The 13,844-nt window shown below is 46.9% G+C and carries 13 protein-coding genes; 11 read left to right on the top strand and 2 right to left on the bottom strand.

Going from position 1 to position 13,844, the window contains the following annotated elements; all coding sequences use genetic code 11:
* Positions 1 to 183: 183 nt before the first annotated feature.
* The 9 genes from ACZ42L_RS07425 to ACZ42L_RS07385 all read left to right on the top strand — a co-directional run bounded on the left by ACZ42L_RS07425 (position 184) and on the right by ACZ42L_RS07385 (position 8,615).
* The gene (locus tag ACZ42L_RS07425) at positions 184 to 405 is read left to right on the top strand and encodes a DUF2795 domain-containing protein (RefSeq protein ID WP_036898451.1); all 222 of its coding nucleotides are present in this window, start codon (positions 184 to 186) and stop codon (positions 403 to 405) included.
* An 89-nt stretch (positions 406 to 494) separates the two neighbouring features.
* On the top strand, positions 495 to 1,433 hold the full coding sequence (locus ACZ42L_RS07420) for a PorP/SprF family type IX secretion system membrane protein (RefSeq protein WP_464715709.1): 939 nt from the start codon (positions 495 to 497) through the stop codon (positions 1,431 to 1,433).
* Between the two features lie 6 nt (positions 1,434 to 1,439).
* The gene (porK, locus tag ACZ42L_RS07415; protein ID WP_464715708.1) at positions 1,440 to 2,885 is read left to right on the top strand and encodes a T9SS ring complex lipoprotein PorK/GldK; all 1,446 of its coding nucleotides are present in this window, start codon (positions 1,440 to 1,442) and stop codon (positions 2,883 to 2,885) included.
* On the top strand, positions 2,885 to 3,643 hold the full coding sequence (gene porL / locus ACZ42L_RS07410; RefSeq protein WP_464715707.1) for a type IX secretion system motor protein PorL/GldL: 759 nt from the start codon (positions 2,885 to 2,887) through the stop codon (positions 3,641 to 3,643). The genes porK and porL overlap by 1 nt, the downstream gene beginning before the upstream one ends.
* A gap of 30 nt (positions 3,644 to 3,673) precedes the next feature.
* Positions 3,674 to 5,218, top strand: coding sequence for a type IX secretion system motor protein PorM/GldM (porM, locus tag ACZ42L_RS07405; protein ID WP_464715706.1), 1,545 nt, complete (start codon positions 3,674 to 3,676; stop codon positions 5,216 to 5,218).
* 27 nt (positions 5,219 to 5,245) lie between these two features.
* Positions 5,246 to 6,277 carry a type IX secretion system ring subunit PorN/GldN gene (gene porN, locus ACZ42L_RS07400; protein WP_464715705.1) on the top strand — a complete coding sequence of 344 codons (1,032 nt, stop codon included), beginning with the start codon at positions 5,246 to 5,248 and terminating at the stop codon, positions 6,275 to 6,277.
* A 194-nt stretch (positions 6,278 to 6,471) separates the two neighbouring features.
* Positions 6,472 to 7,089: a porin family protein gene (locus ACZ42L_RS07395; RefSeq protein WP_464697822.1), complete on the top strand. Its 618-nt coding sequence runs from the start codon at positions 6,472 to 6,474 to the stop codon at positions 7,087 to 7,089.
* A gap of 7 nt (positions 7,090 to 7,096) precedes the next feature.
* A complete protein-coding gene (locus tag ACZ42L_RS07390; protein ID WP_464715704.1) occupies positions 7,097 to 7,690 on the top strand; it encodes an HAD family hydrolase in 594 nt (197 codons plus the stop codon).
* A 91-nt stretch (positions 7,691 to 7,781) separates the two neighbouring features.
* A complete protein-coding gene (locus ACZ42L_RS07385) occupies positions 7,782 to 8,615 on the top strand; it encodes a TolB family protein (protein ID WP_464715703.1) in 834 nt (277 codons plus the stop codon).
* A 328-nt stretch (positions 8,616 to 8,943) separates the two neighbouring features.
* Here the strand turns inward: ACZ42L_RS07385 and ACZ42L_RS07380 are convergent, their stop codons facing one another.
* Positions 8,944 to 9,111: a DUF362 domain-containing protein gene (locus ACZ42L_RS07380; RefSeq protein WP_036898432.1), complete on the bottom strand. Its 168-nt coding sequence runs from the start codon at positions 9,109 to 9,111 to the stop codon at positions 8,944 to 8,946.
* Between the two features lie 403 nt (positions 9,112 to 9,514).
* On the opposite strand from ACZ42L_RS07380, the gene ACZ42L_RS07375 reads away from it, so the two are divergent.
* Both ACZ42L_RS07375 and porT read left to right on the top strand, forming a co-directional pair.
* A complete protein-coding gene (locus tag ACZ42L_RS07375; protein ID WP_464715702.1) occupies positions 9,515 to 11,569 on the top strand; it encodes a family 20 glycosylhydrolase in 2,055 nt (684 codons plus the stop codon).
* Positions 11,570 to 11,652: 83 nt separating this feature from the next.
* On the top strand, positions 11,653 to 12,396 hold the full coding sequence (gene porT, locus ACZ42L_RS07370; RefSeq protein WP_464697811.1) for a type IX secretion/gliding motility protein PorT/SprT: 744 nt from the start codon (positions 11,653 to 11,655) through the stop codon (positions 12,394 to 12,396).
* Between the two features lie 166 nt (positions 12,397 to 12,562).
* Here the strand turns inward: porT and hemL are convergent, their stop codons facing one another.
* On the bottom strand, positions 12,563 to 13,840 hold the full coding sequence (gene hemL / locus ACZ42L_RS07365) for a glutamate-1-semialdehyde 2,1-aminomutase (protein ID WP_464715701.1): 1,278 nt from the start codon (positions 13,838 to 13,840) through the stop codon (positions 12,563 to 12,565).
* Between the last annotated feature and the right edge of the window lie 4 nt (positions 13,841 to 13,844).

The following is a 13,844-nucleotide window of genomic DNA, read 5'->3' as shown; positions in this document are numbered from 1 at the left end:
GTCCCATTTTAAACGAGTATATCGTGTGAATTATTAATGTAAGAAACTGCTTTCTGTTACAATAAAGTTTAAATTCATACCTTATAGTGTCTTATATGTAAAATAGTATATAAAATACTTGGGAATAAGAAGAATTTTGCTATTTTTGCACGCGAAATTGTTAACGATAAAACGCAAAAGAATATGTATTGGACACTCGAATTGGCTTCTAAGTTAGAGGATGCACCTTGGCCAGCAACAAAGGATGAGTTGATTGATTATGCAATTCGTTCTGGTGCTCCACTGGAGGTATTGGAGAATTTGCAGGAGATTGAGGACGAAGGTGATGTCTATGAAAGTATAGAAGATCTTTGGCCTGATTATCCTTCCAAGGACGACTTCTTGTGGAATGATGATGAATATTAATTAAATGTAGATAAGGTCGGCTGAGTTAATCAGTCGGCCTTTTTAGATTCCTTTCTACAATAATAATAAGGTGTCTGCGTTATAGAATCGTGCAAAAGCGATTCTATATCATATTATTGTCTTTCTTTTCCGTGGTTCAATTGGCTATGGCTCAGTACGATGTGTCGTTCAGTCACTATTTTGATATGGAACCATCGTTTAACCCCGCAGCTGTGGGAAAGCAATCCAAATTAAACATTACGGCTGCCTATGCTCTTGATATGGTTGGCTATGAGAACAATCCCCGTACATTGTATGCAGCTGCCGATATTCCCTTTTATTGGGCGCGTAGCTATCATGGCGCTGGTGTACAGTTTATGAGTGACCAATTAGGTCTGTTCACCCATCAGCGATTAGCTGTGCAGTATGCCTATCGACGTAAGCTGGCAGGTGGAAATTTAGGTGTTGGTGTGCAAGCCGGTATGCTGAGCGAGAAGTTCGAGGGAAGCAAACTAGATGTTGAAGACCCTAACGATTCGGTCTTTGCAAAGACAGATGTAAATGGTAACGGACTGGATTTAGGCGTGGGCGCATATTATGATCATGGTACTTGGTATGCTGGGATATCGGTGCTGCATCTCAATGCCGCAACAGTCCGCTTGGGAACGACAAATGAATTAAAGATAGACCCTACTTTTTATTTGACAGCTGGATACAATATTCAATTTAGGAATCCGTTTCTTACTATGAAGTTATCGGGCTTGATGCGTACGGACGGAACTGCCTACCGAGGTGATATTACCAGTAGGCTGGTCTATACGAATCAAGAGAGGATGATGTATGGTGGACTATCCTATAGTCCTACTAATTCAGTGACATTCCTTCTGGGTGGAACTTTTCATGGTTTCGTGGTGGGATATAGTTATGAACTCTACACATCGGCCATTCAGCCAGGTAACGGTAGCCACGAATTATTTGTGGGTTATCAAATGGACATCAATCTTGTCAAAAAAGGTAAGAACAAACATCAAAGCGTAAGAATACTATAAGTAGATATGAAAATGAAGAATATAACCATCGCCTTTTGTTTTGCGATAACTACACTCACAGCCACAGGCTGTTTCAGTGGTAAGAGTTTGTCGTCTGGTGGAAAAGGCGGAGAAGTGGTTGGTGTAGGTGGACGTGCTTTCAATGAGCCTACCCCCTATGGTATGGTGAAAGTGGAAAGAGGTTTTCTCCACATGGGTATTGATAAACAAGACAGTTTGTGGGGTAAACAGACTCCGGTAAAAGATATATCTGTAGATGGCTTTTGGATGGATGAGACCGAGGTTACGAATTCGGAATATAAACAGTTTGTGATGTGGGTTCGCGACAGTATCCTCCGCACTCGTCTGGCAGATCCAGCCTATGCCGGCGACGAGAGCTATATGATTACCGAAGACAAAGATGGCAATCCAATCACCCCTCGTGTCAATTGGAAGAAACCATTGCCTCGCAAACCGAATGAAGATGAACTGAGAGCCATCGAAAGCATGTACACCACGAATGTGGTAACGGGTGAAAAATTGCTTGATTGGCGTCAGATGAATTATCGGTATGAGATCTACGATTATACAACGGCAGCGTTGCGTCGTAACAGAATTCGTCCGCAAGAGCGCAATTACAATACTGATGTAGACATCGACCCTAATGAAGTGGTGATGATTTCCAAAGATACAGCTTATGTGGATGATGAAGGAAATATCATCTCTCGCACCATTGATCGTCCACGTACCAATGATTGGGATTTCCTGAATACTTATATTGTGAATATCTATCCCGATACCACATGTTGGGTAAATGATTTCAGAAATTCCGACAATGAGATGTATCTGCGCTATTACTTCAGTAATCCCGCCTACAATGACTATCCTGTAGTGGGTGTCACATGGGAGCAAGCCAATGCTTTCTGTGCTTGGCGCACCGACTATTTGCTGAAAGGTATAGGTGGCGAAGCACGTTACATACAGCGTTATCGTTTGCCGACCGAAGCCGAGTGGGAATATGCTGCGCGTGGTAAGGAAGGTAACGAATTTCCTTGGGACAATCAGGATATGAAGAATGGAAAAGGATGTTTCTATGCTAATTTCAAACCCGATAGAGGTAATTACACCGAAGATGGCAATCTGATAACGAGCAAGGTAAGGGCGTATGGAACGAATAGCAACGGCTTGTATGACATGGCCGGCAATGTGGCCGAATGGACCAGTACCGTATATACCGAGTCTGGTGTTGATGCCATGAATGACCTCAATCCTCAGTTGGCTTATAATGCAGCTCCTGAAGACCCCTATCGTCTGAAGAAGAAGAGTGTGAGAGGCGGTTCATGGAAAGACCCAGAGAGCTTTATCCGCAGTGCATGGCGCACTTGGGAGTATCAGAACCATCCACGATCGTACATCGGATTCCGCTGTGTACGTAGTCTTGCCAATTCAACGACCAAAAAGAATAAGAAATAATGTCGAATTATAGTAAACTCAATATTGTCTATCGTCTGCAGAAGTGGATGGATAGCGTACCCGGTCAGACGTTCTTGAACTACGCATATAGTTGGGGAGCTGCTATCGTTATTTTGGGAACATTGTTTAAGTTAACCCATTTGCCCGGTGCCAATCTCATGTTGTTTATCGGTATGGGTACGGAAGTCTTTGTCTTTTTCATATCAGCTTTCGACCGTCCGTTTGACAAAACAGCCGATGGCCGGGATATTCCTGTGCATCTGACGCCTGAGTATTTGGAAGGCCTTGAAGATGTGGGGACCGTTCAAGCTCCTGCCCAACCATCTGTTGCAACTCCTGTCCGCAATCCCGAAACAGTATCTGCCCCTGTTGTCACACCGACAGCCGTAGCTCCTGTGACTCAATCAGTAGCTGTGAATCCGGAACTGGAAACTGCCCAGAGTAATTATGTGGATGAGCTGAAGAGACTGACAGAGGTGTTGAGTAAGGTGGGTGAACAGAGTTCCCGACTTACTCGCGATAGCGAAGAGATGGAGAATCTCAACCGTACACTGACGGGTATTGCCAAGGTTTACGAGATGCAATTGAAGAGTGCCAGCCAGCAAATAGGCACTATCGACCAAATCAATGAACAGAGTCGGTTGATGGCACAGCACATCGAGCAGCTCAACAAGATTTATACCCGTATGATAGAGGCTATGACTGTCAATATGCGCGCAGCAGCTCCCGGCTCTGTGTCGGGTGGTCAGCCCCTCTAGTTTACAATCACTTTAGTGCAATTATAGAAAATGGCAATCAAGAAAAGACCGGTATCTCCACGTCAAAAGATGATCAACCTCATGTATGTGGTGTTGATGGCCTTGTTGGCTTTGAACGTGTCTACCGAAGTGTTGAACGGCTTCTCTATCGTAGAGGAAAGCCTGAACCGCACCACTCGCAACTCGGCAAAGGAGAATTCGGCATTATATGACAACTTTGCCAGTCAGGCCAAGAACAATCCTGAGAAGCTACAGGCGTGGTTTGCCAAAGCTACGCAGGTCAGGCAGATGAGTGATTCGCTCTATAACTTCGCCCAAGAACTGAAAGAAGCCATCGTGCGTGAGGCCGATGGAAAGGATGCCGACTTGCAGAATATAGAGAATAAGGAAGACTTGGAAGCTGCCAGCCTGGTGATGTTGTCACCCGGTACAGGGCGTGGTAAGCTGCTTTTCCGTTCCATCAATTCCTATCGCGAACGCATTTTGAAGTTGGTGTCCGATTCTTCGCAACGCCAGCTCATTTCCAGCAATCTTTCTACCTCCCTTCCTCGGAAAGCCCATGCTATGGGAAAAAACTGGCAGGAGTATATGTTCGAGAATATGCCTGTGGCTGCGGCTGTTACCCTTCTGTCTAAGTTGCAGAGCGATGTACGCTATGCCGAGGGCGAAGTGCTCCACACATTGATTTCCAATGTCGACCTCAAAGACTTCCGCGTCAATAAGCTTGAGGCATACGTTGTCCCTGAGTCTAAGACCGTTATCAGCGGAGATATGTTCTCTGCCCGTATTGTGATGGCCGCCGTAGATACCTTGCAGCAACCCGAAATTTATGTCGGTGGGCAGCGCATTGCCGGGAATACTTACCGCTTTGCGGCCGGTAGCGTCGGTGAGCACAGCTTCTCTGGCTATATCGCTATGCGTAATGGTCGTGGCGATGTCATCCGCAAGGACTTCTTGCAGAAATATACCGTTGTCGGTCCGAGCGCAACCGTGTCAGCCGATTTGATGAATGTGCTCTATGCCGGCTACGACAATCCTGTCAGTATCAGTATTCCCGGCGTGCCGCTCAATGCAGTCTCGGCTTCCATGTCGGGTGGTGGATTCCGCTCAATAGGTATGGGACGCTATATAGCTCGTCCTACGACAATAGGGCAGAAGGTCACTATCCAAGTGGCTGCCACGCAGAATGGGCGTTCGCGCCAGATGGGCAGCTTCACATTCCAAGTCCGCAAGCTACCCGACCCCGCGGCTTATCTACAGATAGGTTCCGACCGTTTCCGTGGCGGAGCGCTCTCCAAGGCTGCCCTTGTATCGTTGGGTAGCGTGAGTGCTGCCATCGACGATGGAATCCTCGACGTGCCGTTCCGCGTACAGAGTTTCGAGACCGTATTCTACGACAATATGGGCAATGCCGTGCCGATGGCTTCAGAGGGTGCTTCGTTCTCTGCCCGTCAGCGTGATACGTTCCGCAAGTTGTCGCGTAATCGCCGCTTCTATATCAACCGGGTCACGGCTGTAGGTCCTGATGGACTCGTGCGTCGTTTGCCGGCCAGCATGGAAATTATTGTTCGATAATCTTTTAGAAATCAAATATAAGACGATATGACAAGATATTTATTGATATGGGTGTGTCTGCTGCTTTCTTTTCAGGCTGTCAATGCACAGTCGCCTAAGCGCAGGGCACAGCAACAGGAACAGGCAAGAAAGATGGCTGAGACTCCTACTTTGCGTTCCCAAATCTCTTTTCCCACTTCTGTCGGGCCACAGGAAGATGTTGTCTGGCGGCGCGATGTCTATCGCGAGCTGGACCTTACTCATCCTGCCAACGGCGGACTTTATTATCCGGTAGAGCCTTCAGGCAGTCAGATGAATCTCTTTACCTACATCTTCAAGCTATTCATGACCGGCAATATCCGTGCTTATGAGTATAGATTGGATGGTAACGAGGTGTTCAGCGACACGTCTGTCGTGAATCGTAAAGCTTTTCTGGACAATTATCATATCTATTACGAGCGTACCGACCGTGGAGTCCATATTGATGACAGCGACATTCCGTCTCGCGAGGTGAAGGCTTACTATATCAAGGAAGCCTCTTATTACGACCAGACTACAGCCACCTTCCATACGAAGGTGTTGGCGTTGTGTCCTATCATGTCGCGCGACGACGACTTCAGTTTCACTCCTTCCAAGTATCCGTTGTTCTGGGTGAAGTACGATGATTTAGCACCGTTTCTCAGCAAGCAGACCATGATGGCCAGCGATGTCAACAATGCTGCGACGATGAGTGTAGACGACTTCTTTACCTCGAATCAGTATCGGGGTAAAATCTATAAGACCAATAACATGCTTGGGCAGACGTTGGCACAGTATTGTCCTACAGACAGTGCCATGAGCAAGGAGCAGCAGCGTATAGAACGCGAGATAGCAGCTTTCGAGAGCCGTGTGTGGGGCGACCGGGCACGCAAGGATTCGTTGGACAGTATTGCCAAGCTCGACCAGAAGCAAGTGAAGACTGTCAAGAAGACTAATCGTCGCAGCCGTACGACGACTGTGCGTACCAATCGGCGTGCACGTGGAGCAAGCAAGGCATCGTCTGGCTCGGCTACAGTCACCGTGAGAAGAGAGAGACATTGATATTCAGACTGCCGGAGGAGATAAGAAATCAAGGGGAGTCAAGCCAGATGCTTACGGGCATTAGGCTTGATTCCCTTTTTTGTTGCCTTCAAAAATAGAGTTAAATATATGGCTTGTTGCTGGAAAATGGCTATTTTTGTAATCGCACGAGAGTAGGAAATCATATATTATTAATTAAAGAGAAGAATGATTCAATGAGAAAATTATTATCTACAGCAGTCGTGGTTATTGCACTGCTCTTTGCCACCAATGCACAGGCACAGGTTAAATTCGGTTTGAAAGGTGGTCTTAATGTCACCTCAATGTCTTTCAGCGAAGACGTCATCCAGTCTTCCAACCAGGCGGGCTTCTACGTCGGCCCTACGCTCAAGTTCACGCTTCCACTCGTAGGTCTAGGTGTCGATGCAGCCGCCCTTTACGACCAGCGTTCGGCCGAGGTGAACGGTGAGAAAATCAAGAATCAGGCTATCAGCATCCCCGTCAATCTGCGTTACAACATAGGATTGGGTAGTCTGGCAGGCATCTATTTGGCAGCCGGTCCTCAGTTCGGCTTCAATGTAGGCGACGATGAATTCAAGTGGTCTGACAGCAAGTCCTACCAAAACACGTTTCAGATGAAGAAATCCAATTTCAGTGTCAACCTCGGTGCGGGTGTATCGTTGCTGAAGCATCTTGAAGTAGGTTTCAAGTATAATATCGTGTGTGGCAAGACGGGCGACATCAATGTGCTGGATGCAGCAGGCAAGGCTATCAGCAATACGGCTAAGGGCCGTTACAACTCTTGGCAGGTAGGTCTGGCTTACTATTTCTAAGTTTGGTATGATTAAGAATATCGTCTTTGATTTCGGAGGGGTATTGGTGGATTGGAATCCCCATTACCTCTTCGATTCGTTTTTAGGGAGTCGCGACAAGGCCGACTGGTTCTTGTCGAATATCTGTACGCACACGTGGATTCGGCAGATGGATGCCGGCAAGACCTTCGAGCAGGGAGTGGCCGAACTGGCAGCTCAGCATCCCGATTGGGCCGACGCCATCTATACCTATCGCAGTAGGTGGCGCGAGATGATAAGCGGTTTGATGCCCGGCATGGAAGATTATGTCAAGGAGTTGAAGCGCGAAGGCTACCATGTGTATGGTCTGTCTAACTGGGTGAAGGAGACTTTCGACATCGTAGAACAAGAATTTTCCGTGTTTCAGGAGTTGGAAGGAATGGTTATTTCCGGGCGCGAGGGCGTCATCAAGCCGTTTCCCGAAATCTATCGGCTGTTGCTGACACGCTATAATCTTCAGGCCGATGAGTGCGTGTTTGTCGACGATGTGGCAGAGAATGTAGAGGGTGCTCGTGCTGTAGGCATGCAGGGCATCCTGTTCCGCGGATTAGACAATCTGAGAAACGAAATCAATCAGTTGTGATATGATTAAAACTTCATTTGTTTTGGCAGGTTTATTAGCTACATCTGCTGTGCAGGCACAGTCTCTGTAAGAGCAGCGTTCGGCCGACGAAGTGATAAGTCGGCTTGAAGTGTACGACCTCAAGAGTGACACTCATCGCGTGATTCACGAGTTCCCCTATCGCATCGAGGCGCCTAACTGGAGTCCCGATGGTAAGTGGATAGTCTATAACTCCCACGGTCGCCTGTACCGGTTGTCAGCCCATAATCCGCAGGAAGAACCGGTCATGATTGATACCCAGTCGGCAAAAGGCTGTAACAACGACCACGTGATTTCGCCCGATGGCCGCTGGATTGGCATTAGCGACCAATGGCCTTCATTGGTATTCCGCGTACCTTTCGAGGGTGGAACTCCTGTACGGATTACCGACGTAGGGCCAAGCTATCTTCATGGTATCAGTCCCGATGGGCAGGAAGTGGCCTATTGCGCTTTCCGTGGCGACAAGCGTGCCATCTATACGAAGCGTCTGAATGGTGAGCCAGAACGGTGTCTTACCGATGCTGACGGACTCAACGACGGGCCAGAGTATGCTCCCGACGGCAAGCATATGTGGTTTAACTCTTCGCGTATGGGCGACATGCAGATATGGAGGATGAATACCGACGGGAGCGAGCAGACACAGATGACTGCACTGCCCGACCTGTATGCCTGGTTTCCGCATGTATCGCCCAATGGCAAGTGGGTGTGCTACATCTGTTACCGCAAGACGGATATCAAGGCCGACGAGCATCTGCCTAATCTGAATGTGGTATTGCGACTCATGGAGAGCAATGGCCGGAACGACCGTACCATCGTGGAACTGTTTGGAGGTCAAGGCACTATCAATGTCAATTCTTGGTCGCCCGACTCCGAGAAGTTTGCTTATGTGAGCTACGAGTTGAAGTAGTCGGAATACTGCAAGGCCTCGGCAGCATCGCTGTTCGGGCTTTGCAGTAATGCTGTTTGGCTTTTGCAGCGATGCTGCCGAGGCCTTGCAGTTTTTTGAGTTGATGAGTCCTTGGTTTGTAAGTCAATGAGAGGGGTTATGAAGCAAGCATAATATTCTATAATAAGGGGAAGTCGTATTTGCCTTCATGCTGTTTATATTGCTGTCATTGGGCAGGGGGTGATAGGCAAAACGGGCTGCAAGTCTATGCCGACAGCAAAACAAGAGCGGCTTCCTTCGATATGAAGAAAGCCGCTCTCTTAATCTTTAATCGTTAAGACTGCATGCCTTATGGAAGTGTGATAGCTTCGTTAGGGCAAACACTAGCGCATGTACCGCACTCTGTGCAAGCGTCAGCGTCGATTTTGTAGATATCGCCTTCAGAGATAGCTCCTACCGGACATTCGTCAATACATGTACCGCAAGCAATGCAGTCGTTTCCAATTACGTAAGCCATAATGTTTTGTTTTTATATTTAATAATGTTTTTGTATACCGTATCTATGTAATAGGATACCTATATTTTGTTGTCGCAAAGATAGTATTTAATTTTGATATACCTATAAATGAGTATCTGTTTTTTTACTATTTAAACAAAGTCTTAATTGGGTTGGTGGGTTGATGAGTTTTTGGGTTTTTAAGTTTCGCGTTCATTGAAAAGAGTAGTGGAATTGTAAAACCGCACGGTAAAATCTGCTGATATACAGAATTATTGCATATCTTTGTCACCGGTGAATATTGGGATGGTATATTTGTGTTTCTTTGGTCTGGAGAATTTAAGTTAATTTCTCTCTATACACAGTATTCATTTCCTATCGTACTCACCTGAATCATGCCTTATCAATACCCATAAAAAACGAGATGAATAGTAAGAAAGTATTTGCGCTGTTGATTTGTATGCTTATACAAGTAAGCGATAGTATAGCCGATTCGGTCTTTGAGATTATTCCCAAGCCCCAGCAAATGGTGATTCATGACGATGAGAAAGGATTGGATGTGAACGAGATTCGATTTATCGTATGTGAGGATTGTACTATGCCTACACTTCCGCCATTGTTGGATAGGCTGAGAAGACAATCGGGAGACGGGCAAAAGGGAATACGTTTGCTGATTTCGCAAGAAGACGTGCCTGACAACGAAGAGGGTTATTCCTTAACGGTTGATAGGAACGGGATAACGGTTAAGGCCAAGACCGAGACAGGACTGTTCTATGGATGCCAAACCATGCAGCAGCTGATGGAAGATGGATTTGAAAGCAATCGCCCTGTTCCATCTATGTCTGTCATGGACTATCCGTCCATTTCTTATCGTGCCGTGCATCTGGATACGAAGCATCATCTAGACCGGATAGAGTATTATTACAGGATGATGGACCGATTGGCTCGGTATAAGATTAATGGAGTTATTTGGGAAATTGAGGACAAGTTGAGATTTGAGCGTCATCCGGAAGTAGGGGCAGCGAATGCCATCAGTAAGCAGGAAATGCAAGCGATTAGCCGTTACGCCAAAGAGCGGCATATTGATTTGAGTCCTTTGGTTCAGGGACTTGGGCATGCTTCATTTATCTTGAAACATCATCCGGAGTTGCGGGAGAATCCTCAAAGTGATTGGGAGTTTTGTCCTTCTAATCCTCAGACGTATGAATTCCTGTATCATCAATATCAGGATGCCTTGGAGGCTATGCCATACGGGAGGTTTCTGCATGTGGGGGGAGACGAGATTACGGCCATCGGTATTGACGAGCGTTGCAAGGCTACAGGTAAGAGTGCTTTTGAATTGCAGATGTACTGGTTGAGGAATGTATGCGATTTTGCCCGGAATCATAGGCGTACCCCCATCTTCTGGGATGATATGCCACTGAAATATGGAGGTGTCTGGAATATTGCCAGAGGAAATGACAGTGAAGGGGAAGTGGCGCGGAAGTGGAACTTGTCAAGGCTGGATGAGGCTGTAGGGTTGTTTCCGAAAGACTGCATCTACATGCGCTGGAATTATGGAGATGCAACCATGCCGGGGCATAGAAAAGTTTTGGAGTGGTATAAAAGCAAGGGGCTTAGGGTGATGGGAGCTACGGCAGCTGCGGCAGGCGATTCGCCGTTTATGCCAAGGGCTGAAAAACCGAAAAACATCCGAGGTTTCAGTCGGTTGATAGCAGATAATCGGTTGGAAGGAATCCTAGCTACTTCGTGGGATGACGGTTCACCCCATTTGGAGACTGTGTGGAGGAATTTTATTGCACAGGGAGAGTTTGGGTGGAATCCTACCGGGAGGACAGTAGCGGAATTTAAACAGGCACATGCGCAACGGGAATTCGGTTTGGCAAAAGGATGTATGGAATTCCTCGATTTATTGGAGAAATCGGCCTTCTACTTTGATAATGCTCTGGTAGATGCGGGACGAAGAAATCCTGCCTGGGGAACTTCGGATTTTAGGTTGATAGAGCTTCCAAGTATATCTGAACATGGTGCCTGGAGTAAGAAATATGCTGTAAAGATTGATTCTGCCAAGCAGAATGCTGTTAGGTATGAGAAGATTATACAGATAGTTAAAAAGGCGCTCAACCAGGCGACACGAAATAGATATACGTTGGAAGTTTACGAACAGACCGCAGAACTGTTCAATTATCCTGTTAGGCTGATTCTTGCTCTGCACCAATTTGATATGGCAAAGGGGGATAAGAAGCGAAAACTTGCCCGACAGCATGTACGGCATGTGGTAGATTCGTTTACCACCATGCGGACAAATTTAGAATCTGTTTATTCGAAAACACGCATGATGGATAATCCCAAGGGATATTTGTTAGACCAGAATCACCATAACCATTTGGCTGCCAAGTCGAACAATAGTGGCTGGTTGTATCTATATGAATTGCCAATGACAGAACAAGTGAGAGAATGGCTGAGAAAGATAGAATGATGTGCGGAGGTGACGTGTCTTATCGGTCTCAAACCATTTGGTTGGTACAATAATTCGGTTGTAGCTGCGTTTAGTAAAAAGATATGAGGAGAATATGTAGCTATATATTTCTATTATTGATGGGGATACAGCAAGTCTATGCGCAGCGGGTGGTGGAGAATCGTCCGTATACCGATTTGCGCCCATTCCATTTCGGTGTGTTGGTGGGTACACATTTGCAGGATTTGGAGTTCTCTAATGTTGGTCCGCAGACGATTGTGCAGGAAGATGGTACGACCGTGGATGCGCTGATTACTACCGACCAAGACCGATGGGATGCAGGCTTTACCGTTGGAGTTTTAGGAGAATTGAGGCTGAGCGAGCATTTTCAGTTTCGCGTAGCTCCTGCTATGTATTTCGGTTCTCATCATATTACCTTTCATAACATGAAAGTACTCGATGCCAATGGGCAGCCTACCGAACAACGACAGGAATTGAAAACAGCGTATTTCTCTACGGCTTTCGACCTGATTTTTGCAGCTCCGCGTTCGGGTAATCATCGTCCTTATCTGATGGCAGGAGTGACTCCGATGATGAATCTGAGCAGTAAGGCACAGGATTATTTGAGATTAAAGAATACGGAAGTGTTTGCCGAAGTGGGGCTGGGATGCGATTTTTATTTACCATTCTTTAAGTTGCGACCGGAACTGAAGTTCCTGTATAGTCTGACCAACAGTCTGAATAAGAATCATGCAAGCGAACTCAAGGATAAGAATATGTTGCCTTACACGAATTCGGTGAGTAAGGCACATAGTAAGATGATAGTGCTGACATTCTATTTTGAGTAGAAAGGGGACGAGAAAGAACAAAAAAGGCCATAAGTAAATTATGGCCTTTTTTGTTAGGAGTTAATGGTAGTAAATGGTAGTTATTAGGGGATAGCTGGAGATAATTGGAGTTAACAGATATTTGTTTATAATCTCTAATCCTTTATCTCTCATCTTCTCCCCCTCATCACTCACTGATGCTTTCTTCAATCGACTTCAATACGTAGTCGAGAATCTCTGGTGTGTGGCATTGTGAGATGAAATTGCCTTCGAACTGAGAAGGACTCACATAGATGCCACGTTCCAACATACGGTTGAAGTAGCGGGCAAAGCGCGCTTGGTCGCTCTGTTTGGTGTCTTTGAAGTTTTGAGGATTCTTGGTGTTGAAGAAGAGTGTGAACATACTGCCCACATGGTTCAGGTAGATATCCTTACCTTCGATAATCTTCTCTAGGTGGGCACAGAAATCGTTGCTGCGCTTTTCCAGTTCTTCATGGAATCCGGGGGCAGACAGTTGGGTAATGGTCTCGATTCCGGCTGCCATAGCCACGGGATTTCCACTCAATGTTCCGGCTTGGTAGACAGGGCCATCGGGGGCGAGTACCTTCATGATGTCGGCACGACCACCAAACGCCGCACAGGGGAATCCACCACCTACGATTTTTCCGACGGTCGTCATATCTGGTTTGATACCAAATCGCTGTTGAGCACCGCCAAGGGCAAGACGGAAACCGGTAATCACCTCGTCGAAGATGAGCAGGGCACCATGTTGTTCGGTGACGCGGCGAGTGGCTTCGATAAATTCGCGTGTAGGCGGAACGACGCCCATGTTACAAGCCACGGGTTCGATGATGAGCGCAGCTACCTTATCGCCGTTTTCGGCAAAATATTGCTCCAAGGCTGCGGTGTCGTTATAGGGAAGTACCGCCGTATATTTGGTGAATCCGTCGGGAACACCGGCTGATGAAGCATTGCTGATATTGGCAACGGCTGACCCCGCAGACACCAAGAGATGGTCGGCATGGCCATGATAACATCCTTCGAATTTGACCAGAATATCGCGCCCCGTGAATCCGCGGGCTACGCGAATGGCAGACATGGTGGCCTCTGTACCGCTGTTGACAAAACGCAGGCGTTCCATTGTGGGGAATGCTTCGCGTACCTTGGTAGCCAGCGTAGTTTCTGCCAGTGTAGGAATGCCATAGCTACTGCCCCGCATGACAGCTTCGGTAGCTTTTTGGCTGACGGTAGGATTGTTATGGCCGAGAATGAATACACCCCACGACATGCAGAAATCGATGAACCGATTGTCGTCGATGTCGGTGATATAAGTTCCTTGTGCTTCCTTGACAAAGAGGGGAGTAGTCCCTACGGCTTTCAAAGCTCGTACAGGACTGTTTACTCCTCCGGGAATGACTTGCAAAGCCTGTTCGAAGGCTGCTGCCGATTTAATTCTTTCGTTCATGCAG

Source organism: Prevotella mikamonis (genome assembly GCF_055381405.1).
Note: the sequence above shows the minus strand (reverse complement) of the source record. Positions and strands in the feature narration are given on the sequence as shown.

Bases quoted from the DNA above. Each gene is read 5' to 3' on its own strand.
- ACZ42L_RS07425 (WP_036898451.1), top strand. From the start codon at position 184: ATGTATTGGACACTCGAATTGGCTTCTAAGTTAGAGGATGCACCTTGG.
- porK (WP_464715708.1), top strand. From the start codon at position 1,440: ATGAAAATGAAGAATATAACCATCGCCTTTTGTTTTGCGATAACTACA.
- porL (WP_464715707.1), top strand. From the start codon at position 2,885: ATGTCGAATTATAGTAAACTCAATATTGTCTATCGTCTGCAGAAGTGG.
- porM (WP_464715706.1), top strand. From the start codon at position 3,674: ATGGCAATCAAGAAAAGACCGGTATCTCCACGTCAAAAGATGATCAAC.
- porN (WP_464715705.1), top strand. From the start codon at position 5,246: ATGACAAGATATTTATTGATATGGGTGTGTCTGCTGCTTTCTTTTCAG.
- ACZ42L_RS07395 (WP_464697822.1), top strand. From the start codon at position 6,472: ATGAGAAAATTATTATCTACAGCAGTCGTGGTTATTGCACTGCTCTTT.
- ACZ42L_RS07390 (WP_464715704.1), top strand. From the start codon at position 7,097: ATGATTAAGAATATCGTCTTTGATTTCGGAGGGGTATTGGTGGATTGG.
- ACZ42L_RS07380 (WP_036898432.1), bottom strand. From the start codon at position 9,111: ATGGCTTACGTAATTGGAAACGACTGCATTGCTTGCGGTACATGTATT.
- ACZ42L_RS07375 (WP_464715702.1), top strand. From the start codon at position 9,515: ATGAATAGTAAGAAAGTATTTGCGCTGTTGATTTGTATGCTTATACAA.
- porT (WP_464697811.1), top strand. From the start codon at position 11,653: ATGAGGAGAATATGTAGCTATATATTTCTATTATTGATGGGGATACAG.
- hemL (WP_464715701.1), bottom strand. From the start codon at position 13,840: ATGAACGAAAGAATTAAATCGGCAGCAGCCTTCGAACAGGCTTTGCAA.